The 24,953-nt window shown below is 72.5% G+C and carries 20 protein-coding genes; 11 read left to right on the top strand and 9 right to left on the bottom strand.

Translation table 11 applies throughout. The features are described from left to right. Positions 1-3: 3 nt before the first annotated feature. The 5 genes from ACZ61E_RS29410 to ACZ61E_RS29390 all read right to left on the bottom strand — a co-directional run bounded on the left by ACZ61E_RS29410 (position 4) and on the right by ACZ61E_RS29390 (position 5,338). Positions 4-978 carry a beta-ketoacyl synthase N-terminal-like domain-containing protein gene (locus ACZ61E_RS29410; protein ID WP_469703098.1) on the bottom strand — a complete coding sequence of 325 codons (975 nt, stop codon included), beginning with the start codon at positions 976-978 and terminating at the stop codon, positions 4-6. Beyond that, positions 975-2,108 (bottom strand): beta-ketoacyl synthase N-terminal-like domain-containing protein, encoded by a 1,134-nt coding sequence (locus tag ACZ61E_RS29405; protein WP_469703097.1) that lies wholly within the window; start codon positions 2,106-2,108, stop codon positions 975-977. The genes ACZ61E_RS29410 and ACZ61E_RS29405 overlap by 4 nt, the downstream gene beginning before the upstream one ends. Continuing rightward, a complete protein-coding gene (locus ACZ61E_RS29400; RefSeq protein ID WP_469703095.1) occupies positions 2,105-3,922 on the bottom strand; it encodes an AMP-binding protein in 1,818 nt (605 codons plus the stop codon). The genes ACZ61E_RS29405 and ACZ61E_RS29400 overlap by 4 nt, the downstream gene beginning before the upstream one ends. Positions 3,923-4,277: 355 nt before the next feature. Continuing rightward, on the bottom strand, positions 4,278-4,712 hold the full coding sequence (locus ACZ61E_RS29395) for a VOC family protein (RefSeq protein WP_469703094.1): 435 nt from the start codon (positions 4,710-4,712) through the stop codon (positions 4,278-4,280). A 26-nt stretch (positions 4,713-4,738) separates the two neighbouring features. After that, positions 4,739-5,338, bottom strand: a complete 600-nt coding sequence (locus tag ACZ61E_RS29390; protein WP_469703093.1) for an LURP-one-related family protein — start codon at positions 5,336-5,338, stop codon at positions 4,739-4,741. 253 nt (positions 5,339-5,591) lie between these two features. On the opposite strand from ACZ61E_RS29390, the gene ACZ61E_RS29385 reads away from it, so the two are divergent. Together ACZ61E_RS29385 and ACZ61E_RS29380 are read left to right on the top strand one after the other, a co-directional pair. After that, on the top strand, positions 5,592-7,400 hold the full coding sequence (locus ACZ61E_RS29385; protein WP_469703092.1) for a sensor histidine kinase: 1,809 nt from the start codon (positions 5,592-5,594) through the stop codon (positions 7,398-7,400). A 202-nt stretch (positions 7,401-7,602) separates the two neighbouring features. Next, positions 7,603-8,265, top strand: a complete 663-nt coding sequence (locus ACZ61E_RS29380; protein ID WP_469703090.1) for a response regulator transcription factor — start codon at positions 7,603-7,605, stop codon at positions 8,263-8,265. A 39-nt stretch (positions 8,266-8,304) separates the two neighbouring features. Here the strand turns inward: ACZ61E_RS29380 and ACZ61E_RS29375 are convergent, their stop codons facing one another. Beyond that, entirely contained in the window at positions 8,305-9,000 is a 696-nt protein-coding gene (locus ACZ61E_RS29375) for a type 1 glutamine amidotransferase domain-containing protein (protein ID WP_469703089.1), read from the bottom strand. A 772-nt stretch (positions 9,001-9,772) separates the two neighbouring features. On the opposite strand from ACZ61E_RS29375, the gene ACZ61E_RS29370 reads away from it, so the two are divergent. After that, a complete protein-coding gene (locus ACZ61E_RS29370) occupies positions 9,773-10,666 on the top strand; it encodes a S1 family peptidase (RefSeq protein ID WP_469703088.1) in 894 nt (297 codons plus the stop codon). Positions 10,667-10,827: 161 nt separating this feature from the next. Here the strand turns inward: ACZ61E_RS29370 and ACZ61E_RS29365 are convergent, their stop codons facing one another. Then, a complete protein-coding gene (locus ACZ61E_RS29365; RefSeq protein ID WP_469703087.1) occupies positions 10,828-12,963 on the bottom strand; it encodes an MMPL family transporter in 2,136 nt (711 codons plus the stop codon). A 148-nt stretch (positions 12,964-13,111) separates the two neighbouring features. After that, positions 13,112-13,606: a MarR family winged helix-turn-helix transcriptional regulator gene (locus ACZ61E_RS29360; protein WP_469703086.1), complete on the bottom strand. Its 495-nt coding sequence runs from the start codon at positions 13,604-13,606 to the stop codon at positions 13,112-13,114. A 208-nt stretch (positions 13,607-13,814) separates the two neighbouring features. On the opposite strand from ACZ61E_RS29360, the gene ACZ61E_RS29355 reads away from it, so the two are divergent. Next, on the top strand, positions 13,815-14,909 hold the full coding sequence (locus ACZ61E_RS29355; RefSeq protein ID WP_469703085.1) for a polyprenyl synthetase family protein: 1,095 nt from the start codon (positions 13,815-13,817) through the stop codon (positions 14,907-14,909). 206 nt (positions 14,910-15,115) lie between these two features. Here ACZ61E_RS29355 and ACZ61E_RS29350 read toward each other — a convergent pair whose 3' ends face one another. Then, positions 15,116-17,140, bottom strand: coding sequence for an FAD/NAD(P)-binding protein (locus ACZ61E_RS29350; RefSeq protein WP_469703114.1), 2,025 nt, complete (start codon positions 17,138-17,140; stop codon positions 15,116-15,118). Positions 17,141-17,502: 362 nt separating this feature from the next. Here ACZ61E_RS29350 and ACZ61E_RS29345 point away from each other — a divergent pair, with 362 nt between their 5' ends. From ACZ61E_RS29345 to ACZ61E_RS29315, 7 genes are all read left to right on the top strand, one after another. Next, positions 17,503-18,132 (top strand): hypothetical protein, encoded by a 630-nt coding sequence (locus ACZ61E_RS29345; protein WP_469703083.1) that lies wholly within the window; start codon positions 17,503-17,505, stop codon positions 18,130-18,132. A gap of 64 nt (positions 18,133-18,196) precedes the next feature. Next, positions 18,197-19,204 carry a mevalonate kinase gene (gene mvk / locus ACZ61E_RS29340; protein ID WP_469703081.1) on the top strand — a complete coding sequence of 336 codons (1,008 nt, stop codon included), beginning with the start codon at positions 18,197-18,199 and terminating at the stop codon, positions 19,202-19,204. Further along, the gene (gene mvaD, locus ACZ61E_RS29335) at positions 19,194-20,249 is read left to right on the top strand and encodes a diphosphomevalonate decarboxylase (RefSeq protein WP_469703080.1); all 1,056 of its coding nucleotides are present in this window, start codon (positions 19,194-19,196) and stop codon (positions 20,247-20,249) included. The genes mvk and mvaD overlap by 11 nt, the downstream gene beginning before the upstream one ends. Further along, positions 20,246-21,370 (top strand): phosphomevalonate kinase, encoded by a 1,125-nt coding sequence (locus ACZ61E_RS29330; RefSeq protein WP_469703079.1) that lies wholly within the window; start codon positions 20,246-20,248, stop codon positions 21,368-21,370. Before mvaD ends, ACZ61E_RS29330 begins: the two co-directional genes overlap by 4 nt. Beyond that, positions 21,367-22,506 (top strand): type 2 isopentenyl-diphosphate Delta-isomerase, encoded by a 1,140-nt coding sequence (gene fni / locus ACZ61E_RS29325; protein WP_469703078.1) that lies wholly within the window; start codon positions 21,367-21,369, stop codon positions 22,504-22,506. The genes ACZ61E_RS29330 and fni overlap by 4 nt, the downstream gene beginning before the upstream one ends. Positions 22,507-22,520: 14 nt before the next feature. After that, positions 22,521-23,582, top strand: a complete 1,062-nt coding sequence (locus ACZ61E_RS29320; protein WP_469703077.1) for a hydroxymethylglutaryl-CoA reductase — start codon at positions 22,521-22,523, stop codon at positions 23,580-23,582. A 2-nt stretch (positions 23,583-23,584) separates the two neighbouring features. Continuing rightward, on the top strand, positions 23,585-24,754 hold the full coding sequence (locus ACZ61E_RS29315) for a hydroxymethylglutaryl-CoA synthase (RefSeq protein ID WP_469703076.1): 1,170 nt from the start codon (positions 23,585-23,587) through the stop codon (positions 24,752-24,754). Positions 24,755-24,953: the final 199 nt, after the last annotated feature.

The following is a 24,953-nucleotide window of genomic DNA, read 5'->3' as shown; positions in this document are numbered from 1 at the left end:
CCCTCATTCGTTGTTTCCACCGGTCAGCAGGAGGGCGGCCGCCGCGTCGTCGTCGGCGGCGCCTCCGGCGAACGCGAGCACCGCTCCCGTTCCGTGCGTGCGTATGTGCGTGGCGCCGACCGCGCCCTGGAGCACTCCCAGCGCGCCCGAGCACTCTCCGAGTCGCGCGGTGAGGTCGAGACCCGGCCCGTCCGGGGCGGCCGGCGGCCCCGCGGGCCCCCCGGTGAGCCGGAGTCCTACCGGGACGGGGGCCAGGGACTCGGTGAGCGCGACGGTGGGGGCGAGTGCGGAACCGCGCGTATAGGCCGACAGATACGCGTGGACGTCCGCACGGCGCGCGGACGCCTCGGCCTCCGATTCGAGCACCACGGCGCACGCCACGTCGGGGGCCGTACGACCGAGCAGTTTGTCGGCGTGTTCGGTGGCCGGCTCGACACCGACCACCACCGCTCTCCGGCAGCGCCCCGCCTCGATGAGGTTCCGGGCCCAGTGCAGGGCGTCCAGACCACTGGTGGCGCCGTTGCAGACAGTGAGGTTGGGACCGCGGAGTCCGTAGCGGATGGCGACCCAGCCGGCGACGACATTGCTCGACGTCTGCGGCAGGCCGAGCGGGCTCAGTCCAGTGACCGAGGAGCGGGCGATGGTGTCGGTGAAGTCGCAGACCGTCTGCAACGAGCCCAGGTTCGAACTGACCACCACGGCCGTGACATTGGCCGTGGCCCCGGGGAAGTGACCGTTCCCGTCGAGCAGTCCGCTGTCGCCGAGCGCCTGCCCCGCGGCGTACAGGCCGAGGCGCGAGGCGCGGTCCTTGTTGCGCATCTCCCGGCCCTTCAGGGCCGTCGCCGGATCGAAGCCGTCCGCGGGGGGCCGTTCGGTGAGCAGGTCCCGCACGGAGCCGAGGCCGGGGACGGCCAGCCCGACGCCGGTGACGACGGTCCCGCGCGGGCCTGCCCCGCCGGTCGCCCGGGCGCCGGTCACGCGGCGGCCCCGACCAGCGCGACCGCGTTGATGCCGCCCAGTCCGAAGGCGTTGATCTGCGCGGTGGTGATGTCGGCGGCGGCGGCCGTGCCGCGGACCAGCCCCAGTCCGGCCGCCTGTTCGATGGGTTCGGCGAGTCCGAGCACCGGCGGCACGGTGTTCCGTGCCATGGCCAGGACGGCGACGACCACGCTGAGCAGCCCGGATCCGCCGAGCGTGTGGCCGGTCATGGATTTGATGGCCGTCATCAGCGGGCCGCGGTCCGTGCCCGCGAACACCTCGGAGAGGACGGCGGCCTCGGTCTCGTCGTTACGGGGCGTCCCGCTGCCGTGCAGCATCACCAGGTCGATGTCGCCGGCTCCCACACCGGCACGCCGGTGGGCGTCGAGAACGGCCTCCCGTATGCCGTCGGCGTCGGGCGCGGTGGCGTGGTGGGCGTCGCAGTTCATGCTGACGGCCCTGAGCCGGGCGAGGGCGCGCCCGTCGTGCGTGCCCGCGCGCCGCAGGACGACCGCGACGGCGCCCTCCCCCATCAGCATCCCCTTGTGCGAGACGTCGAACGGCCGGAGCGTCTGCGGCGATTCGTTCTGCACGCGGTCGAGCATGCCGAAGGCGCTCTCGGTCAGGGCGTCCGTGCCCGCGACGACGACCGTGTCGGTCGCGCCGGACTCGATCATGTCGGTGGCCAGCCCCAGGGCGTACAGCGAGGCGGAGCAGGCGTTGGCGAAGGTGTACGTGGTGACGGCCCCGAACGCCTCGCGCAGGGCGCCGCCGAAGTGGAGGTCGGCCGGGCGGACGGAGTCGCCCCGCGTCCACCACAGTTCCGCACTGCGCTGCTCGCGGAGCGTCGTCCCGACGAGCACCGGCGTCCGGGAGAGGTCGTCGGGCAGACCGGCGTCGGCGAGGGCCTGCCGTACGGCGAGGACCAGCCACTTGGTCGCCCGCAGGGGTTCGTCCCGGCCGTCGGCGCGGTCGTCGATCTCGTAGGCGTGGCGGGTCCGGTACTTGCCGCTGTCGAACGCTCTCAGCGGGGCGCGTGTCTCCTGTCCGGCACAGAGCGCGTCGAATATCTGCCCGGGTGTGCGGCCGATGTTGGCGACCGCCCCGGTGCCGGTGATGTCCCACGTCAAGGCTGGGTCACCCGGTTCCGGAGCTGGAAGGAGGCCAGTTTGCCGGTGGAGGTGACGGGGAGCCGGTCGAGGAACTCCACCCGTGCCGGGCGTTTGAAGGGGGCCAGCCCGGTGCGGATGGCGGCGGTGATGGAGCGGCGGATCTCGTCGGTGTCGGCTCCGCTCTCGGCGACGGCGTACAGAACCGCCTGTTCCAGCCCGTGCGCGTCGGCCCGGCCCACCACCACGCACTCCCGGACGCCTTCGACGGCCCGTGCCACCGCCTCGATCTCGCCGGGCGGGACCTTGTAGCCGCCCAGGTTCAGCAGGTCGTCGGCGCGGCACAGGTGCGAGAGGGTGCCGTCCCCGGCGCGGACCGCGATGTCACCGGTGTACACACCGCCGTCGGCGAACGTCCCCGCCGCGGCTTCGGGCCGGCCGATGTAGCCGAGGGCGACCGTGGGCCCGGTGATGTGGAGCCGTCCTTCGACTCCGTCGGCCACCGGGAGGCCGCCGGTGTCGCGGATGGTGGCCCGCACGCCCGGCACGGGCAGGCCGATGGTCCCCGGCAGGGGGCGGTCGGCGGGGGTGGCGACGACGATGTGCAGCACCTCGGTCGCGCCGAGGCCGTTGATCAGGCCTGCGGAGAAGGTCTCCCGGATACGCTCGCCGAGCCGCGCGGGCAGGTTCTCGCCGGCGGCGACGCACAGCCGCACCGATTCCGTCGGCGGGCCCCCGTCGGTGGTGCTCGCGGCGTCGACCATCGCGGCGTAGAGACGGGGCACGGACCAGAGGACCGTCGGCCGGTACCGTTCCAGGGCGGCCGTCACGGTGTGCAGGTCGATGCCGCCGCGCAGGAGGACCGTACGGGCGCCCGCCGCGAGGGGGAAGAGGACCGTCGCGCCGAATCCGTACCCGAAGGACATGCGCGCCGTGGACAGCACGATGTCGTCCTCGCGCAGCGCCAGCGAGGACCCGAACCCGGCCAGGACGGCCGCGATGGCGCCCGCGCTGTGTCTGACTCCCTTGGGCAGACCCGTACTTCCCGACGTGTACTGGATCAGCGCCTCACGGTCCGGCGGCCACGGGGCGGCGGATTTCCCGTCCCGGACGGTGGATCCGGCGCCGTCCCGGTCACGGGCGCCGGCGGCGTCCCGGCGTATTCCGTCGCCGGTGATCCGGCGGTGTTCCGGGAAGAGCGCTTCGAGGGCTCGCAGGCGCTTGGGCGGGGCGTCCAGGTGGATCACTTCGGCCCGGCAGTCGTCGGCGATGTAGGCCAGCTCCTCGTCGGTGAGGAGAGGACTGACGACGGCAGGTACGCATCCGTGCCACCACATGCCGAGGACGGCCGCGACGGTGGTGACGGAGTCGTCGGAGACGACGAGTCCACGTGAGCCGACGGGCGTTCCGTTCGCGGCCAGCGTCGCCGCGTAGTGCAGGGCCGCGTCGTACAGGGCGCGGTAGGAGACGTCGCCGGCATCGGGGTCGGTGTACGCGATCCGCCCGCCGCGCTCCTGGGCGAGGTGGGATCCGACCAGCCGCTCGACGAGATCGACACGCTCGGTCCCCTCCGCCGGGAGACCGTTCGTCCTGCCCAGCAGCACCGCTACGGAGTCCTCCACGCTGCGCATGGCCGCCGCGTCGACGGCGCCGAGCTTCACATCGAATTCGCGCTCGACGCGGACGACTATCTCGGTCTTCTCCAGGGAGTCGATACCGAGGTCCTCGAAGAAGAGCGCGTCGTCCTCGATGCTCTCTTCGGTGGTTTCCAGAACATCGGCGACGATCGACCGCAGTCTCCGCAGCGGCGCGTCCATACCCGCTATGCCTGACAAAAGGTGACACTCCTTCTCGTGCATTGCTTTCCGGGCGATGTCGAATATTCACCGAAGCGCGGATTTCGGAACGCCACTCCACACAAAGGTACTTCAAATGGAAATTATCAAATCAAGGTCGATCGATACCCCTGGATCGAGATTTCCCAAACGTCGAAAACAAGCCACTTGATCCGGTCGGTCAGATGCCGCTCGACAGCCACTCCCGCGAGCCGAAACGATTAAGCACAGGCCTCTTTGCCACATAAAAACGGACATGCCTGTGTGCACGAATACCGGCCGTGGATGGCGCAAAACATCGATCCGCGGTGAGGGACGGCGCCGATCGGCCCGCGAAGGGGAGCCGCGACCGGGCTCAGTCGAGACAGAACTCGTTGCCCTCGACGTCCCGCATCAACTGACACGACTCGTTGTAGCCGTCGGCGGTCAGGAGTCGCCCGCGTACCGCGCCGAGCGCGACCAGCCGTACGCACTCGGCCTCAAGGGCGGCCAGACGCTCCTCCCCCACGAGCCCGGTGCCGACGCGTACGTCGAGATGCACCCGGTTCTTGACGGTCTTCCCCTCGGGCACGCGCTGGAAGAACAGCCGCGGGCCCACCCCTGAGGGATCGGCGCACGCGAACGCGGCGCCCTGACGCCCGGCCGGCAGCGAGCGGTCGAAATCGCCCCAGCCGGCGAACCCCTCCGGCGGCGGCGGTACGACATACCCGAGCACCTCGCACCAGAAACGGGCGACGCGCTCGGGTTCCGCGCAGTCGAAGGTGATCTGAACCTGCCTGATCGGCGCCATGGGGCCATCGTAGGGGCCCGGTCGCGTCAGCGTGACTGGAGTGCGTCCAGGGCCACGGCCTGGGCGATGGCGAGGCGGCGGTCGATGCCGGGGTCCGCGATGTCGAGCACGTACCGGTCGCGCGGCCCGAACTTCTTGTCGAACGACATCAGCCGCTTGCCGCCCTCGGTGAAGTCGAAGTGGTACGGCCACAGGAACGGCACGAAGTCGGTGAACGGCAGGAAGTCCCAGACCCGGCGCAGCACGGCCACCACCGCACTGCGCTCGCGCCCGGTGAGCTCCGCGGTACCCGGCTGGTCCAGGACCCACGTCGAGCGGAGCAGGGAGGCGACGGGCTTCTCGCGGAACGAGCCGATGAGGTCGCCCGTCTCGTCGCGTACGGCGTAGACGGCCCCGACGTCGAGGACCTGGTCGGCCTCGAAGGTGCACAGGACATGCTCCTTGGACTCGTCGGTGTAGAGGGTCACCTGCTCCCTGACGGCCAGCGGCTTCTGCCGGGCGAAGGCGACGACCTCGTCCGCCGGGCCGTCCGGCGGGACCGCGGTCACCACGTACTGGTTGACCATCAGGGTCGTCTTCTGCCGGATGCCGAACTTCTCGTGCTTCTGAAGCCGCCCGCTGTCCACGTGAGGTCTCCCGTTTCTCGTCTCCCGCGCGGCCCCGTCGCGGACCGCCCGTCGGCGCTGGTGTGCCGCTGGACCATCGTGATCGCGACGGCGGTCCGGGACAGCCTCCGGAAGTCGCGGCCCGGCGCGACCGACGGGGACCCTGTCGGCGCGCTCGACCGCAGCCGTCCCACGGGTGCCTGACGACTTTCGTCGTTCGCCGGCACGACTCCGGGATGATGCGGCGCCTCCGGGCGCTGACTATCGTCGGCGCGTGGAACTGGACGAAGCTCATACCGCCCGCACCGCCGTGCCGCTGCGACTCCGGCTCGCCGCCGCCTCCCCGTGGAGCCGCGGCCGGATCGCCGGGGAGAGCGTGCTCACCGTCGTCCTCGCCGGCTTCGCGGGGCTGCTGGACGCCGCGTGGGACGGGTTCGGTGTGCGGACCGCCGCGCTCGTCACGGGCATCGCCGTGCTGTCCCTCGTCAGGCGCGCGCTGCCGGCGACGGTGCTGGTCGTCTCGGCCTGCGCGGCGGCCGTGCTGCCCGCCGCGTTGCCGCTGCTGATCTACGCGAGCTGGTCGGCGGGCAGCCGCATCCTGAAACCCGGGCGGACCGTCGCCGCCTACGCCGCCGCGCTCGCCCTGAACACCGCGCTGTCCACCTACGACGAGATCAGGGCGGGCTCCGGCCTGTCGCTGCCCCTCTCGGGCCTGCTGAGCACGGCGGTGTTCTTCATGCTGGCGATCGTGCCCGGTCTGACGGCCCGTTACCGGGCGCAGCGCCGGTCACTGCTGGAGGCACAGCGGCGCAACAACGTCCAGCTGATGCGCGAGCAGACGATGGTGGCGCAGCAGGCGCGCCTGCTGGAGCGGGGCCGTATCGCGCAGGACATGCACGACAGTCTCGGCCACCAGCTCGTACTGATCTCGGTGCACGCGGGCGCCCTCCAGGTGGATCCCGACCTGACCGACCGCCAGCGGGAAGGGGTCCGGGTCCTGCGGGACGCCTCGGTGGCGGCGATGAGGGAGCTGCGCGAGGCCGTCGGCATCCTGCACGAGGACCGGGACGACGACCGGAGCCGGCCCGGCGAGGACGGCGGGCGGGCCGCGAGGGGGGCCGGGCCCTCACCGTCCACGGCCGGCGAGGCGGTCGGAAGCGCGGGCGGCGAACGTCCGCCGACCCGGGCGGTGGCCTCCATCGACGGCCTGGTCGCGTCGTCCAGGGCCGCCGGCACCACCGTGGAAGTGCGACGGTCCGGCGCTGCGCGGCCGTTGGCGCCCGCCGCCGACCACACGGCGTTCCGCATAGCCCAGGAGGGCCTCACCAACGCCCACAAGCACGCCCCGGGCGCCCCGATCACCCTCGCCCTGCGCTACGAGTCGGACAGCCTGGTCGTGGAGGTCGCCAACGGGCCCGCGCCGGCCGGGCCACCGGGAGCGCCGGGCGCGGTCAGCGGCGGCCAGGGGCTGACGGGACTGCGGGAGCGGGCCCGGCTGGTCGGCGGCATGGTGCACACCGGGCCCACCCCGGACGGCGGTTTCCGTATCGCGGGCATGCTGCCCTACGGCACCGGCGACGACGGACCGGCCCGCCCGGACGACGCGACCTCCGTCGCACCGGACGGCGACTTTGTGGGACAGCGGGCGGCGGGGACGGCGGACAAGAGTGGGGCGGACATCAACCTCAGTCATACACAAGGGGAGTTGGCCGCCATCATGAGCAGCAGGAAGAACCTGGCCATCGGCTGCGCCGTCACCGCCGTCGTCCTCGTCCTGGGCACCGTCGCCCTGGGGGTGTGGGGGGTGAGCGCGCTGATGGACGAAGTGAAGAAGGCCACGATACCGCCGGGCGTGTACGAGGCGGCGAAGGTGGGCGATCCCGAGTCCGACGTGCAGGCCGAGCTGCCCGAGGGCAGCTCGCTCCTCACCTCGGACCTGGCGGACAGGGGCCCCCGGCCTCCCAAGGGCGCGACCTGCCGCCACTTCGCGTCCGACGACCCCGACGACACCACGACCATCTTCCGGTTCTGCTTCGCCGACGGGGAGTTGGTCGCCAAGCAGACCTTCCAGGACGAGGGCTGACCCGCCAAGTCCCGGTGGCGGGGCCCGAGTCCGGGGAAAGAGGCCCGCGGGTCCGGGGACAGGGGGCCGCCGGTCCCTGGCCCTGGTCCGCGACCGCGACCGCGCTCGCGGTCGGTGCGGTCCGGTCCGGCGCGGTGTTGCCGATAGGGCATGATGGCCCCTCCATGCCATCCGCTTCGACCGACACCGCGCAGGAGGCCGCGTGATCCGGGTCCTCGTCGCCGACGACGAGCCGCTCATCCGCGCCGGAATCAGGATGATCCTCACCTCGGCCGACGACATCGACGTGGTCGCGGAGGCGGACAACGGCCGCGAGGCGGTGGAGACAGCCCGTGGCACGGCCGTCGACGTCGCCCTGCTGGACATCCAGATGCCGGTGATGGACGGGCTGACGGCCCTGGCCGAGCTGCGCAGGGCCGCGCCGCACGTACGGGTCCTGATCCTGACCACGTTCGGCGAGCGGGAGAACGTACTGCGCGCGCTCGGTCACGGCAGTGCGGGGTTCCTCCTGAAGGACACCGCGCCCGACGAGCTGATCCAGGCGGTGCGCGCGGCGGCGGCCGGCAACGCCTATCTGTCACCGACCGCGACCCGGCACGTGGTGGACTCCCTGGCGTCCCCGGGGGCCACCGCCCGCGCGGAGGAGGCCAGACAGCGCCTCGACGGGCTGACCGCGCGGGAACTCGACGTACTCGCCCTGCTCGGCGAGGGCCTGTCCAACGCCGACGCGGGCAAGCGGCTGCACATGAGCGAGGCCACGGTGAAGACCTATGTCAGCAGGATCCTGACCAAGCTCGGGTGCGACAACCGGGTGCAGGCGGCGCTCATCGCCCACGACGCCGGACTGCACCGGGACACGGTGTAGCACCGCACGCGGACTTCGGCGCGGGACGCGCGGGCGGGTTCACCCGAGGACCTCCAGCAGGCGCTTCGCGAGGACCCCGGCGGAGGCGGGGTTCTGCCCGGTGACGAGATTGCGGTCCTCCACCATGTACGGCTTCCAGGTCTCGCCGCGGCTGTAGTCGACGCCGACGCTCTCCCTCAGTTCGTCCTCCAGCAGCCAGGTCGCCCTGGGCGCCAGCCCCACCCCTTCCTCCTCCTCATTGGTGAAGCCGGTGACGCTGCGGCCCTTGAAGGGTGACTCGCCGTGGATCCTGGTGGCGAGCAGCGCGGCGGGGGCGTGACACACGATCGCGAGCGGCCTGCCCGAGGCGAGCTGCGCGGTCAGCAGCCGGCCCGCGTCGGCGTCGAACGCCAGGTCCGCCATCGGACCGTGGCCGCCCGGGAGATAGACCGCGTCGTAGTCCTCGAGACGGACGTCGGAGAGCGCGATCGGCCGCCGCATCACCTCCGCGTCGCGGATGACGCCCTCCAGTTCGAGGGCACCCTGTTCACCACCCGCCATCGCCGGGCGCAGGCTCATCATGTCGACGGTCGGGATCACGCCGCCCGGTGTCGCGACCACCACCTCGTGACCGGCGTCCGTGATCGCCCGGTACGGGTTCGCGAACTCCTCGGCCCAGTATCCCGTCGCGTATCTGGTGCCGTCCTTGAGCACCCAGTACGCCGCTCCGCTCACCATGAAGAGCACCTTCGCCATCACACGCCTCCTCGCGAGGGGTCCGCGGCAAACAACTCATACCAGCGTAAACACGCGTTCGGCGGGACGCATACGGACAGCGACCCGACCGCCTCCCCTTCCCCGCGGCTGATCCGGAGCGGGGCCGGCCCACGCCACGGGCCCGCGCAGCACACCCCCGCGGGCCTTCGCAAGAGCGCTCCGCCGGACTTATCCCTGGCTCAGACGGGCTCATCACTGGCTCAGAGCGATGGCACCGTGGGGGCGGAGGCAAAGATTCGGCCATGTTGAGTACATGGGCAATTCAATCGAAGGTCATGCATACGGCTCAGTCACGGAAGCCGCATCTCTCGGCGCAGCCGCCTCAACAGGTGCAACGCACCCCAGGGGACCAACCGAGGTGTGGACCATGTGTGTTCGCAACGGGACCCGTCGCACCCCTTCTGTGAAGACGCTGCAAACAGGCTCAAACCAGCCGCCCCAAGGGGGAATTCAAGGCGCGGAACGTGCAATTCCGGCAGCCGGTGGGCGCTTTGCAGCAACACCCCCGCGGCGCCGCCCGAAGCGCCGTCACCGCGCCCCGGCCGGGGCGCGGTGACGGGCATCCGGCCCTGAGCGCCCCTGCGCCCGCGGTCCGGAAGTCGTCCTTGCATCCGGAGCCGTGGACGTCAAATATTCCAACCGCGCAACTTGACAGGTCCACGCCCAGCAACCGCTGATCAGGGACCTGCACGCACCGACTGCCCAACCTCACCCGATGGGCTGTCCATCCCCCATACCTACGGAGGATCACGTGATCTTCAAGCGCTTCTCCCCCCTCGCCGGCGCGTCCAGACGGGCTCGCCTCCTCGCCGTGTCGTCCGGTCTGGTGACCGCCGTCGCGCTCGCGGCCCCCTCGGCCGTCGCCGCCCCGGCCCCCGAGGCCAAGGCGACCGCGTCGCAGCTCGCCGACGCCAGCTCCGCCGTTCTCGAGGCGGACGTGGCCGGCACCGCGTGGTACACCGACGCGAAGACGGGCAAGATCGTCGTGACCGTCGACAGCACCGTGTCGAAGGCCGAACTGGCCGAGGTCAAGGGCGCGCTGGCGGACTCCAAGGCCGAACTGACGGTCAACCGCACCCCCGGCAAGTTCACCCCGCTGATCGCCGGCGGCGAGGCCATCACCACGGGCGGCAGCCGCTGTTCGCTCGGCTTCAACGTGCGGGTAGGCAGCGTGAACCACGCGCTGACCGCCGGTCACTGCACCAACATCAGCTCCAGCTGGTCGATCGGCACGCGCACCGGCACGAGCTTCCCGAACAACGACTACGGCATCATCCGCCACTCCAACCAGTCGGCGGCCGACGGCCGGGTCTACCTGTACAACGGCACGTACCGCGACATCACGGGCGCCGCGAACGCCTCCGTCGGCCAGTCCGTGCAGCGCAGCGGCAGCACCACCGGTCTGCGCAGCGGTTCGGTCACCGGCCTCAACGCCACGGTCAACTACGGTTCGAGCGGCATCGTGTACGGCATGATCCAGACCAACGTCTGCGCCGAGCCGGGCGACAGCGGTGGCGCGCTCTTCTCGGGCAACACCGCGCTGGGCCTCACCTCCGGCGGCAGTGGCAACTGCAGCGTGGGTGGAACCACGTTCTACCAGCCCGTCACGGAGGCCCTGAGCGTCTACGGCGCCACGATCATCTAGCACCTCTCACGACCGGCGCTCGGGGACGGTCCCCGGCCGAGCACCCCGGAGCCCCGTGAAGTGACGCACCACCGGCGGACCGCGCTGCACGCGCGGTCCGCCGCTGGCGTACCCGGAACCGCCACACCCGGCCGACCGGGTGGACTCAGCGCCGGGCGGACTCAGTGCCGGGCGGCGGTGACCGGTTCGTCCCTCCGGGTCCCCGGCTCCGGGTCACGGCTCAGGGCACCGGGCCACCACGCCTTCCGCCCGATGTCCAGGACGAGCGCGGGCACCAGGAGCGACCTCACGACGAGGGTGTCCAGCAGGACACCGACGGCGACGATGAAGGCGATCTGCAGCAGGAATGCGAGCGGGATGACGCCGAGGGCGGCGAAGGTGGCGGCGAGGACGATGCCCGCGGAGGTGATGACACCGCCGGTCGCGGTGAGGCCGCGCAGGACCCCGTCGCGTGTGCCGCGCTTCAGCGACTCCTCCCGGACGCGCGACATGAGGAAGATGTTGTAGTCCACGCCGAGCGCCACGAGGAAGACGAATCCGTACAGCGGCACCGAGGCGTCGGTACCGGTGAAGCCGAGGACCCCCTCGAAGACGAGTGCGGAAATGCCCAGTGTCGCCAGGAAGTTCAGTGCCACCGTCGCCACCAGCAGCACGGGCATCAGCAACGAGCGGAGCAACCCCATGAGGATGACCAGGATGATGGCCAGCACGACGGGCACGATCAGCATGCGGTCGCTCTCGGACGTGCGCTGGGTGTCGTACTGCTGGGCGGTGTAACCGCCGACCAGGGCATCGGCCCCGGGGACCGCGTGGACGGCTTCGCGCAGCCGGGCGACGGTCTCCTTGGCCGCGTCGCTGTCCGCTGGGGCTTCGAGCGTCGCGTTGATCCGGACCTTGCCGCCGGCCGTCTGCGGTGCTCCGGCACCGGGCCGCCCGGACTCGGTCACGGGGGACGCGGTCACCACACCGTCGGTTCCGCGGGCGGCCGAGGTGACCTGGTCGACCGTGCCGGCGTCGGCGACGATGACGGCCGGGTTGCCCGAGCCGCCGGGAAAGTGCTCGCTGAGTGCCGCCTGCGCGGCGACGGACGGCGCGTCGTTGACGAAGAGTTCGTCGAGCGGGACGCCCTTCGAGTCGAGGGTCGGCGCGAAGGCCGCGCACGCGAGCAGCCCGGTGAGTGTGACGGCCCAGACCTTACGGGGAGCGCGGTCCACCAGTGCCGCGACCCGGGGCCACACGCCACGGCCGCGGCCGTCGCTCTCGGCCGTGCCCGCGGGCTTCGGACGAGCGGGCCAGTAGGCGCCGCGGCCGAGCAGTACCAGCACGGCGGGGAGGAACGTGAGCGTACTGAGAACGGCGCACACGATGCCGATGGCGCCGACCGGCCCGAGCGCGCGGTTGTTGGTCAGGTCGCTGAGCAGCAGCGCGACCAGGCCGAGGGCCACGGTGGCGGCGCTCGCCACGATCGTGCCCGCCGACTCCCGGAGCGCCGCGCGCATGGCGCTCACGCGGTCCTCCCGCCGCTCCAGCTCCTCCCGGAAGCGGGCGGTGAGCAGGAGCGCGTAGTCCGTCGCGGCACCGATCACCAGGATGGACAGGATTCCCTGCACCTGACCGTCGACGCGCACGATGTCCCGCTCCGCCAGGGCGTACACGACGCCGCACGCGAGGCCGAGGGCGAGGACGGCGCCGACGATGATGACGAGGGGGAGGATCACGCTCCGGTAGACCGCGAGCAGGATGATCAGCACCGTCGCGAGGGCGACTCCGAGAAGCAGGCCGTCGATACCCGCGAACGCGTCGGACAGGTCGGCCTGGCTGGCCGCCGGGCCGGCGATCCGCACCGTCGTACCGGGCACTTGTTCCGCCGCCTCGGTGATCTTCCCCAGCACGGTGGGGAGTCGGTCGTCGAGGTCGGGGCGGAGCTGGGCGACTCCCTGGAGCGCCTCGCCGTCCTCGGAGGGGATGGCCGCGGAGGCGGGGCCCACGGTTCCGCTCACCTCTTCGAGCGAGGCCAGGGCGCCGGTCGCGGACTGACGCTGCTCCGCGCTCACCCGGCCGCCGTCCGTGGCCGTCCAGACGACGATGGCCGGGAGGGTCTCGTCCTGGCGGAAGGCCCGCTGCGCGTCGATGACCTTGGTCGACTCGGCGTTCTGCGGCAGGAAGGCAGCCTGGTCGTTGGTCGCGACCTCGCCGAGCTTGCCGGCGTAGGGACCGAGTGTCCCGCCGATCCCTAGCCAGGCGACGAGCAGTACTGCGGGCACGAGCCATCGCGCGAGCCGTGTGGACGTGGACATTGCGCTCCCGGATGCGAGGGTCGAGCACTACCTTGATCGCAGACTATCTCAATCATCAAGATAGTTTTCGCGCGGGTCGCCCCGCGGGACGCGCACCGCGGCCGGGCCTCGGTGCGGGCCGGGTTCAGGACCGCGTTCAGGACCGCGTTCAGGGCTCCTGGCGGAGCTGCCCCAGTTCGGCGTTGAGAGCGTCCAGGAACCGCAGCACCGTGTCGACCTCGTCGCCGCTGAACTGCTCCTGGGCCCGGGCCGCCGCCTGGGCGAGCGGCATGAAATGGGCGCGGGCCGCCGACCGGGCGTCCGGCAGGTAGTGCAGGTGCACCACACGCCGGTCGGTGCTCTCGCGGGCCCTGCGGATATGACCGGCCCTCTCCAGCCGGTCCAGGCACGCGGTGACCGCACCGGACGTCAGACCGAGGTGCGCGCGCAGACGGCCCGGCGTGAGCGGCGTCTCGGAATCGAGGATCGCGGCCAGCGCCTGGACGTCCGTGGCGTGCAGCCCCTGATCGGCGGTGAAACCGTGCGCGATGCGGTTGAACTCACCGTTCATCCGCCGCAGCCGGACCGCCAGGGCTTGCAGTTCCTGTCTGCGGGGCTCGACGCCGGTGTCCGCCGCCTGCTGGGTCTTCTCCGTACTGGCCACCCGGTCACCCTATGGGCAGGGGGGAACCGTGTCCGTGGCGGACGGAGCCGGCGGAGCAGCGAAACGGGCGGTCGGCCCGGCTCGACCGGACCTCAAGTCGCCCGACCCATACTCGCGGAAGTGCATGGACCGGTGCGGACCCGCGGATGACCCGGGTCCCTGGCCCCGGGCCGGCTGATCTCCCGTCCGTCCACCGAGAAGGGACAGCATGACCAGCACCCGACCCCGCACCGGGTCCGCACCGCGGGCCGACGCCGTCAACGCCGCGCTCCGGGAGTTCTTCGGCGCCCGCCGGGCCGAGGCCGAGGCGATCAGCCCGGCGTACGCGGCCGTTGTCGCCGAACTGGAGGGTTTCGTCCTGCGCGGTGGCAAGCGCGTACGGCCGGCCTTCGCCTGGCTCGGCTGGATCGGCGCGGGCGGCGACGAGCACGGGGCCGACGCGGGGGCCGTCCTTCGCGCCTGCTCCGCGCTGGAGTTGTTCCACGCGTACGGACTGATCCACGACGACGTGATAGACGCGTCCCTGACGCGCCGCGGCTCCCCCTCCCCGCACGTGCTGTTCGCCGACCGGCACCGGGAGCGGTGCTGGTCCGGTGACCCGGAGCTGTTCGGCACGGGCGCCGCGATCCTGATCGGGGATCTGGCCCAGGTCTGGGCCGACGACATGATCCGTACGTCCGGGCTGCCGGCACGGGAGCTGGAGCGGGTGGCTCCGGTGTGGTCGGCCCTGCGCACGGAGGTGCTGTGCGGTCAGGTGCTCGACCTGACCGCCGAGGCGTCGGGCGACGAGGACCTCCGCACGCCGGTACTGGTCGACCAGTACAAGACGGCCTCCTACACGGTGGAGCGTCCGCTGCACATCGGCGCCGCGATCGCCGGAGCGGATGCCGAACTCGTCGCCGCCTACCGTACGTTCGGCGTCGACATCGGCGTCGCGTTCCAGCTGCGCGACGACCTGCTGGGGGTGTTCGGCTCACCCGAGGAGACCGGCAAGCCGTCCGGTGACGATCTGGTCCAGGGCAAGCGCACCCTGCTCCTCGCGGCTGCCCTCGGATACGCCGACGCGCGGGACCCGGACGCGGCGAAGTACCTCAGAGCCAGGATCGGGAGACAGATCTCCGGGGACGAGCTGGCCACGATGCGCTCCATCATCACCGGCGTGGGAGCGGTGGACCACGTCGAGCGCGACATCGCCACCCGCACCGAGCGGGCCCTCGCCGCACTGCGGGCGAGCAGCGCGGTCGGCCGCGCGAAGGACCAGCTGGCCACCATGGCGATCAGCGCGACACAGCGGACAGCATGAGCGTCCGCCGCCTTCGGCGCCGAGCGGGTCGCTGACAGCGCGGGTGCCGCACGCGGAACGGACCCCGTCGGGATGTGCGAGACGGCACACCACCGGCCACGCACCGGCGCGGTCCCCGGAGCCGACAGCCATGAACGCCTCCGGAGTCCACCCCACCACCCACTCCGTGGCGGCCCCGGCACAGACCGGGTCCACCACAGCGGGCCTCACGCGGGGAGGTCACGTGTCCCGCCCTCCGCCGGGGCCGGTGGGCGGCACGGTGGCAGGGCGAGGACCGCCGCCGCGATGGCGTCGGAGTCCTCCAGCGTGACCGAGCCGACGCCGGGTCTGATGCCCGCGGCGGTCACCCAGTGCACCGACTCGGTCGGCACTCCGTAGGCGAAGCGGCGGGGATGCGGTACGCCCCGGGCGTCGATCAGGTGGTAGGGGCGCGCGGAGACGGCGAGGCCCCCGGTCTCGTAGTCCTCGGCGCCGGCGTCCCCCCGGCCGTGGGGTACGCGGTGGGGACGGCACTGCCCGGTGCGCAGCAGCCGCTCCAGCAGCGGGTCCGCGGTGCGCCGCAGGTCGATCTCGGGGAGGCGGGCCTCGATGAGGACGGTGGCGCGCACCCGTGCGCCCGTCTCGGTCGACGTCCCGGTGAAGCAGGGCCCGGCCGGGTCGTGGGCGGCGGCCACGCGCAGTCCGGGGCCGGTCACATCGAGGACGCCGGCGTCCATGAGCGCGGCCATCTCCTCCACGCGGGACGCCGGCGGGCCGATGGACAGATAGGCGTTGAGCGGCGTGTACCAGTGGTCGAGGTCGTCGCGGTGGGAGGCGGCGGTCAGACCGGCGTGGTCGACGGCCAGCCGCAGTTCGTTGCGCAGGTCCCGCAGGACGTCGAGCGCGGCCTTGACCGGTCCGCCGACGTTGCCCTGGCGGGCGAGGCGGACGTCGTCGTCGAGGTGGCCGCGCAGCCAGCGGCGGAAGGCGGCCGGGCCGGTGACGTCGCCGGGGGCGTACGGGCGGGCGACCCGCTGCCAGTCCCAGCGTTCGGCCGGGCCGATCCCGGCCTCGTCCAGGAGCCGGTCCTCGGCCGGTCCCGGCTCGGCGCGCAGATACCGCTCGGTGAACTCCTCGGCGGCCGGGGCGGGTTCGCCGCGTGCGGTGAGCAGGCCCGCGTAGTAGACGCCGCACACCTCCTTGGAGACCAGCGGCCACAGGTCGGCGGCGAAGTCGACGGCCGGGCCGCCGGTGTCCCGGCGACGGCGCAGCGCGGCGATGTGCTCGGCGGTCAGGAGCCGGGGCAGGTAGCGGCCGTGGGCGCCCTTCTCGTTCTCGCCGCGCGCCTGGTAGGGCACACCGCGGCGGGAGCCGGCGTACAGGCGCGGCTCGCGGCCGGAGGGCCGGTAGACGAGCAGGCCGCCGGTACGGGTGAAGACACCGCCGCGCCCCTGGGTGAACAGGGCCAGGTAGTCGAAGAAGTTGAGTCCCAGTCCGCGCAGCAGCACGCTCTGGCCGGGCCGGACGGCCGAGAGGTCGACGTCGGCGGGGTTGGCGGGGGCCACGTACGTCAGCGCGTGCCGGGCGGCGAACCGGGCCAGCCGCCGTTCGGTGCCGGTGGGCCGGGCGGGCAGGTGGCCCTGGGCGAGGACGACGGCGGAGAGTCCGGTCAGCCGGGTGCCGTCCTCCAGGGTGACGGTCTGCGGAGCGCCGGCAGCGTCACCGGTGGCCGCGTCCGTCTCCGCGTCCGCGTCCTCCAGGGCGACGGCCCGTACGGGGTGGACGAGCACCGTCAGATGGGCGGGGGCCGCCGCCACGACCCGTTCGAACGACCAGCGCAGATAGGAACCGTAGAGCGCGCGGGTGGGGTAGGAGTCGGGGCCCAGACGGCGCGCCTCGGCAACGACCTGTCCGTCGTGGGCGGTCTCCCGGCCCGCCTCCAGCGTGCCCGAATCCAGGGCCTTGGCCCACTGGTAGAGGCTCGGCCCCTCCTCCATCGGGCCGTCGATGCGCACGCTGGCGTCGGTGTAGACGGTCACCTGGCAGGCGACGGTGTTCATCAGCAGATGGCGGGACTGCGTCGGGCGCCACACCCGTCCCGCGCCCGCCGGGTCGGGGTCGACGACACGCACGGTGACGCTGTCCCAGCGGGGCGACTTCCGCTCCTGCGCGCAGAGCCGTTCCAGTACGGACAGGCCCCGGGGGCCCGCGCCGACGAGGCACACCTCCAGACGAGCCGTGCCGGCCGTCACCGGCGGTCCCGCGGGGAGTCGGACGTCCGCCGCGCCTTCTTCTCCGTGCGTACGGTCCACAGTTCCTCCTTCCTCGGTCACCGTCGGGGCAGGCGCTCGATCAGGGATCGGTTCCGCCTGGAAGCCGGCTGGAGGCGCCGGGGCCCGAACGGCTCAAGGGCCGGTCGCCGGGGCCGGGTTCCGCGGCGTCGTCCTCCACCACCGGGCCCCGAACGGCGCTCTATCGGGACTCCAGTCCCCGGTCGGCTAATGGGACTGCCCGCGGGGCACGACCCCGCCGGATCAGGGCACGGAACGGAATGTGGAGATCCATCTGACGTACAGCGGTTGCCGGGGGCTATCCGCCTCATGAAGGAGCTTCGATGACGTTTCACACCTGTCCCAGAGGCCACGCCCGCGAGACCGCAGGCAGCGCCGGTCCCGTGCTCTGCGCTACCTGCGCCGGACGCGTCGAGGGCCAGCTCCGCGCGCTTCCCGCCCTCCACCAGGAATGCCTGCACCAGGTTTCACCGACGGTCAGGCGGACGAACCCGACGAAGGTCTCGTCGAGCCGGGGACGCGATCACCTCAACGTCTCGGTGCTCGACACCCGTCACCGCGCCCTGACCGTGCTCGAATCGTGGTCGGGGATGGTCGCGGAGAAGCTGGGCACCGCTCCCCCGCCGCGTACGGTGCCGCACCTCGCGCGGTTTCTGCTGCGGCACCTCGACTGGCTCGTGGCCCAGCCGCCGGCCGCCGACTTCGCGGACGAGATCGAGGGGCTGGCCGTCGAACTGCGGCAGACCGTCGACCCCGCGCCGAGCGCGCTGCACGCCGTCATCAGGAAGTGCGTGGTGGACGGCTGCCCCGGCACGATCAGCGCCCTGCCGCAGGGCGGCGGAACCGCCGGGAGCAGGCACATCGCGTGCTCCGCGGGGCACTCCTGGGAGATGCGTGAGTGGCTCGGCCTCCGCAGGCTCATGAAGCGTCGGCGCGAAGGGGTCGACGGATGACCGGGCCGGGATCGCCCGCCGACGCACGCGACGCCACGAGAGATGACAGAGGGAGCTGGGTGCGTTGACCCCACCGATCGCAGCCGAGGGGCTGTCGGAGAGCCGCCGGGCCCGCTCGGTCGGTATCGGGCGCGCCCACGCCAAGGCCATCCTGCTGGGCGAGCACGCGGTCGTCTACGGGGCGCCGGCGCTCGCCCTGCCGGTCCCGCAGCTCACGGTGACGGCGAGCGCCGGGTGGTCGTCCGGCGCCTCCGGCGCCCGGGGCGGCCTGGCCTTCACGATGACCGGTTCGGCGTCGCGGGAGCTGGTGACACAGGCGTCCGACGGGCTGCGGCGGCTGGCCGAGGAGTTCGTCGCACGCCTGGAGGTGCCGGGGCCGCCGTCCCTGGAGGTGATCCTGGACGGTTCGGTCCCGCACGGCCGGGGGCTCGGTTCCAGCGCGGCCGTCTCCCGCGCGGTCGTCCTGGCGCTGGCCGATCTGCTGGGCCGTGAACTGACCCCGGGCGCGGTGTTCGACCTGGTGCAGACGGCGGAGAACGTGGCGCACGGCCGGGCCAGCGGGGTGGACGCCATGGCGGTCGGCGCGTCGCGGCCGCTGCTGTTCCAGGCGGGCCGGGCGGAGGAACTGGCCGTCGGCTGCGACGGGTTGTTCATCCTCGCCGACAGTGGCACCGCGGGCAGCACCAAGGAGGCGGTCGAGCTGCTGCGTACGGGATTCGGGCGCCGCGCCGGGGCGCGGGACCGTTTCGTCGGCCGGGCGACGGAGCTGGCCGAGGCGGGCCGGCAGGCGCTCGCCGACGGCGATCCCGGGGAGCTGGGTTCCTGCCTCACCGACTACCACGAACTGCTCCGCGCGGCCGGCCTGAGCACCGGGCGGATCGACACGCTGGTCGAGGCCGCGCTGGAGGCGGGCAGTCTCGGCGCCAAGATCACCGGAGGTGGGCTGGGCGGCTGCGTGATCGCGCAGACCCGGCCCGAGCAGGCCAGGGAGGTCACCCGGCGGCTGCACGAGGCCGGTGCCGTACAGACCTGGGTCGTACCGCTGAAAGGGCTCGACAGCCATGCACACTGACCACTCGACCGCCCCGGTGGCGGCGCCTTCCGGGCCGAGCGCGGCGGATGAGGCCACCGCCGTCGCGCACCCGAACATCGCGCTGATCAAGTACTGGGGCAAACGCGACCGGCGTCTCGTACTGCCCTGGACGTCCAGCCTGTCGATGACGCTGGACCTCCTGGAGACGACCACCCGGGTGCGGCTCGCCCCCGGGGCCGGGCACGACACGGCGACGCTGAACGGCGTGCCCGCGACGGGCGAGACCCTGCGGCGCATCGCCGCCTTCCTCCAGCTGGTGCGGGAGAGGGCGGGCAGCGACGTGAGGGCGGTCGTGGACACGGAGAACACCGTGCCCACCGGGGCGGGTCTGGCGTCCTCCGCCAGCGGGTTCGCCGCCCTCGCCGTCGCCGCGGCCGCCGCGTACGGGCTGGACCTCGACGCCACCGCGCTGTCCCGGCTGGCGCGGCGGGGGTCCGGGTCCGCGTCCCGGTCGGTGTTCGGCGGCTTCGCCGTCTGGCACTCCGGAGCGGACGCCGGCACGGCCGCGGAGGCGGACCTCGCCTCGTACGCCGAGCCGGTGCCCGCCGCGAACTTCGACCCGGCGCTGGTCGTCGCCGTCGTCAACGCCGGTCCCAAGGAGGTCTCCAGCCGGCAGGCCATGCGCCGCACGGTCGACACGTCACCGCTGTTCCGGCCGTGGGTCGCGTCCAGCGAGGCCGATCTGTCGGACATACGGGCGGCGCTGCGGCGGGGCGACATCGACGCGGTGGGCGAGATCGCGGAACGCAACGCGCTCGGGATGCACGCGACGATGCTGGCGGCCCGGCCGGCGGTGCGCTACATGTCGCCCGCCACGGTCACCGTGCTCGACAGGGTGCTCCGGCTGCGGCGCGAGGGCGTCGCGGCCTACTCGACGATGGACGCCGGGCCGAACGTGAAGGTGCTGTGCCGCCGGGTGGACGCGGAGCGGGTGGCGAGAGCCGTACGCGACGCCGTACCGGACGACACGGTCCTGGTCGCCGGACCGGGCCCCGGCGCCCGCCTGCTGGGCGAGGACGCGTGACGGCGTCGCGGCGCACGGTCGTACGGCGCGCGCCGGGCAAGCTGTTCGTCGCGGGCGAGTACGCCGTGGTGGAGCCGGGCAACCCGGCGATCCTCGTGGCGGTCGACCGGCACGTCACCGTCACCGTCACCGGCGCGGAGGTCGGCGCGGCCGATGTGGTGGTCTCCTCGGACCTCGGCGGGCGCCGGGTGGGGTGGCGCCGGCACGAGGGGCGGCTCGTCCTCCACGGCGCCGGTGACGGGAGCCGGGAGCGTGCCGCGCCGGCGCACGTCGTGTCGGCGATCGAGACGGTGGGCCTGCTGCTGGCCGAACGCGGCCTGCCGGTGCCCCCGTTGGACGTGTCGGTCAGCAGCCGGCTGCACGAGGACGGCAGGAAGTTCGGTCTGGGATCCAGCGGCGCGGTGACCGTGGCCACCGTCGGGGCCGTCGCGGAGTTCTGCGGACTGCGGCTGCCACGGCGGGAGCTGTTCCGGCTGGCCCTGCTCGCCAACGCGGGACTCGACCCCAAGGGCTCCGGCGGGGATCTCGCCGCCAGTACGTGGGGCGGCTGGATCGAGTACCGGGCACCGGACCGGACCCAGGTGCTGGACCTGGCCCGGCACCTGGGGATCGACGGGGCGCTGCGCGCGCCGTGGCCCGGTCACGCGGTGCGACGGCTGCCGCCGCCCGGGAGCCTGTCGCTGGAGGTCGGCTGGACGGGGAGCCCCGCCTCCACCGCGTCCATGGTCTCCGCCCTGCACCGCCGCCCCTGGCGGGGCACCCCGTCGCACCGGAAGTTCGTGGAGACCACGGTCGACTGTGTGGACTCCGCCGTCGCCGCCCTCGACACCGGTGACGGTCCGGGACTGCTGCACCAGATCCGCCGCGCCCGGCAGGAGCTGGCGCGGCTGGACGACGAGGTCGGCCTCGGCGTCTTCACCCCCGCGCTGACGGCACTGTGCGACACGGCCGAGGCGGCCGGGGGCGCGGCCAAGCCCTCCGGGGCCGGGGGCGGCGACTGCGGCATCGCGCTGCTGGACGCCGGGGCGGCGCGGGAGATCACACATCTACGGCAACGGTGGGAGAGGGCCGGGGTACTGCCCCTGCCCCTGCGTCCCGCCCTGGAAGGGACCGAGGAATGAGCGCTCAGCGCAAGGACGACCACGTCCGGCTCGCCATCGAGCAGCACCACGGGCACAGCGGGCACAACCAGTTCGACGAGGTGTCGTTCGTCCACCACGCCCTGGCCGGTATCGACCGGCCGGACGTGTCCCTGGCCACGGAGTTCGCCGGGATCAACTGGCCGGTGCCGATCTACATCAACGCGATGACCGGCGGCAGCGTCAAGACCGGTGCGATCAACCGGGACCTGGCCACCGCCGCCCGTGAGACCGGGGTGCCCATCGCGTCCGGGTCCATGAACGCCTACCTCAAGGACCCCTCGTGCGCGGGCACGTTCCGCGTCCTGCGCGAGGAGAACCCGGACGGGTTCGTGATGGCGAACATCAACGCGACGACATCGGTCGACAACGCGCGGCGCGCCGTCGACCTGCTGGAGGCGAACGCCCTCCAGATCCACGTCAACACGGCGCAGGAGACGCCGATGCCGGAGGGCGACCGGTCGTTCTCGGCGTGGGGCCCGCAGATCGGGAGGATCGCCGCGGCGCTCGACATCCCGGTGATCGTCAAGGAGGTCGGCAACGGGCTCAGCCGCCAGACCCTGCTGACACTCCAGGACCTGGGGGTGCGGGCGGCGGACGTCAGCGGGCGCGGCGGCACGGACTTCGCCCGTATCGAGAACGGCCGCCGGGAGGCCGCCGACTACGCGTACCTGCGCGGCTGGGGCCAGTCCACCTGTGCCTGTCTGCTGGACGCGCAGGGCCTGACCCTTCCCGTACTGGCCTCCGGCGGTGTGCGCCATCCGCTCGACGTGACGCGCGCGCTGGCGCTCGGTGCCCGCGCGGTCGGCTCGTCCGCGGGATTCCTGCGCACACTGCTCGACGGCGGTGTCCCGGCGCTGGTCGGGCAGCTCACGGCGTGGCTGGACCAACTGGCCGCGCTCCAGACCATGCTCGGCGCGCGCACCCCCGCCGATCTCACCCGCTGCGATCTGCTGATCCGCGGCGAACTGCGCGACTTCTGCGCGGACCGGGGCATCGACCCGCACCGGCTCGCCCGGCGTTCGGGCACCCGCCCCGGCCCCGTACCGGACTCCCTCGCCGCCCCGGGCCCGGGCGCCTTCGCCGGTCCCGTTCCGGCGAGAAGCTCCACGCACTGAAGGGAAAGCACACGATGACCGACGCACACGCCATAGCCGGGGTCCCGATGCGGTGGGTGGGACCCGTGCGTATCTCGGGGAACATCACCACCACCGAGACGCAGGTACCGCTGGCCACCTACGAGTCACCGCTGTGGCCGTCCGTGGGCCGCGGGGCGAAGGTCTCCATGCTGGCCGACGAGGGCATCGTCGCCACTCTGGTCGACGAGCGGATGACCCGCTCGGTGCTGGTGGAGGCGACGGACGCGCGGACGGCGCTCATGGCCGCGCGGAACATCGAGGCGCGGGAGGAGGAGCTGCGGGAACTGGTGCGCGAGTGCAGCAGGTTCGCCCGGCTGATCGGCGTACGGCACGAGATCAACGCCAACCTGCTGTTCGTCCGGTTCGAGTTCGCCACCGGCGACGCCTCCGGGCACAACATGGCGACGCTCGCCTCCGACGTCCTGCTGAAGCACCTGCTGGAGACCGTTCCCGGCATCTCCTACGGCTCGATCTCCGGGAACTACTGCACGGACAAGAAGGCCACCGCGGTCAACGGAATCCTCGGCCGCGGGAAGAACGTGGTCACCGAACTCCTCGTATCGCGCGAGGTGGTGACCGGTGTCCTGCACACCACGGCCGCACGGATCGCCGAGCTGAACATCCGCAAGAACCTCCTCGGCACCCTCCTCGCCGGCGGCATCCGCTCGGCCAACGCCCACTTCGCGAACATGCTGCTCGGGTTCTATCTGGCCACGGGCCAGGACGCGGCCAACATCATCGAGGGCTCGCAGGGCGTCACCATGGCCGAGGACCGGGACGGCGACCTCTACTTCGCCTGCACGCTGCCCAATCTGATCGTGGGCACCGTCGGCAACGGCAAGGGCCTCGGCTTCGTGGAGACGAACCTGACCCGGCTCGGCTGCCGGGAGGACCGCGAACCGGGGGACAACGCGCGCCGGCTGGCGGTCATCGCGGCGGCCACGGTGCTCTGCGGTGAACTCTCGCTGCTCGCGGCGCAGACCAACCCCGGTGAACTCATGCGCGCGCACATCCAGCTGGAACGCGACAACACGACCGCAAAGGTGGGTGCATAGGCATGCCCCAGTCCATCGGAATCCACGACCTGTCCCTCGCGACGACCGAGTTCGTCCTGCCGCACGCGGCGCTCGCCGCGCACAACGGCACCGACATCGGCAAGTACCACATCGGCATCGGCCAGGAGTCGATGAGCGTGCCGGCCGCCGACGAGGACATCGTGACCATGGCCGCGACCGCGGCAGCGCCGCTGGTCGCACGGCACGGCGCGGGCCGCATACGCACCGTCGTGTTCGCGACGGAGTCCTCGATCGACCAGGCCAAGTCCGCCGGTGTGTACGTGCATTCACTGCTCGGGCTCCAGCCGGCCTGCCGGGTCGTGGAGCTGAAGCAGGCGTGCTACGGGGCGACGGCGGCGCTCCAGTTCGCGATCGGCCTGGTGCGGCGCGACCCCGCCCAGCAGGTCCTCGTCCTCGCCAGCGACGTGTCCAAGTACGAGCTGGACAGCCCCGGTGAGGCGACGCAGGGCGCCGCGGCGGTGGCCATGCTGGTGGGCGCCGATCCCGGCCTGGTGCGTATCGAGGAGCCGTCGGGTCTCCACACGGCCGACGTCATGGACTTCTGGCGGCCCAACTACCGCGAGACCGCGCTGGTCGACGGGCAGGAGTCCATCAACGCCTACCTCCAGGCCCTCGAAGGCGCCTGGAAGGACTACGCGCAGCAGGACGGTCGCTCGCTGGAGGAGTTCGCCGCGTTCGTCTACCACCAGCCGTTCACGAAGATGGCCCACAAGGCGCACCGGCACCTGCTGAACTTCTGCGGGCACGCCGCCGGCCAGGACGCGGTCGCCGAGGCGCTCGGCCGGACCACCGCGTACAACAGGGTCATCGGCAACAGCTACACGGCGTCGGTGTACCTGGGTCTCGCCGCGCTGCTCGACCAGGCGGACGACCTGGCGGGCCGGGCCGTCGGCTTCCTGAGCTACGGATCCGGCAGTGTGGCCGAGTTCTTCTCCGGGACCGTTGTCGCCGGGTACCGCGAGCGCCTGCGGACCGCGGCGAACCGGGAGGCGATCGACCGGCGCGAGCCGCTGGACCACGCCGGCTACCGCGAGCTGCACGAGCGGTCCCTCCCGGCCGACGGCGGCGACCACCGGACCTCGGCGCAGACCACCGGACCGTTCCGGCTGGCCGGGATCGGCGGACACAAACGCCGCTACGAGGCGCGCTGACGATGCCTCGCCCCGGATTCGTGGGCGTGCGGCCGGCCGCCGCGCGCCCACGGCCCGTCATCCCGGTGGGGGGGGGGGCCACCCCCGCGGGGTCCGGCCCCGCCAATACCCCCGCAACAAGTATGGGAGCCGCACGGTAACCAGATCCCGAACCACACCACCCCCCAACCCAAGCAGGTAACGACGAGGATGCACCCCC

The sequence above is a fragment of the Streptomyces sp. NPDC104581 genome, assembly GCF_055583685.1.
The sequence above is the reverse complement of the archived record's forward strand: the minus strand, read 5'-3'. Positions and strand labels throughout refer to the sequence as shown.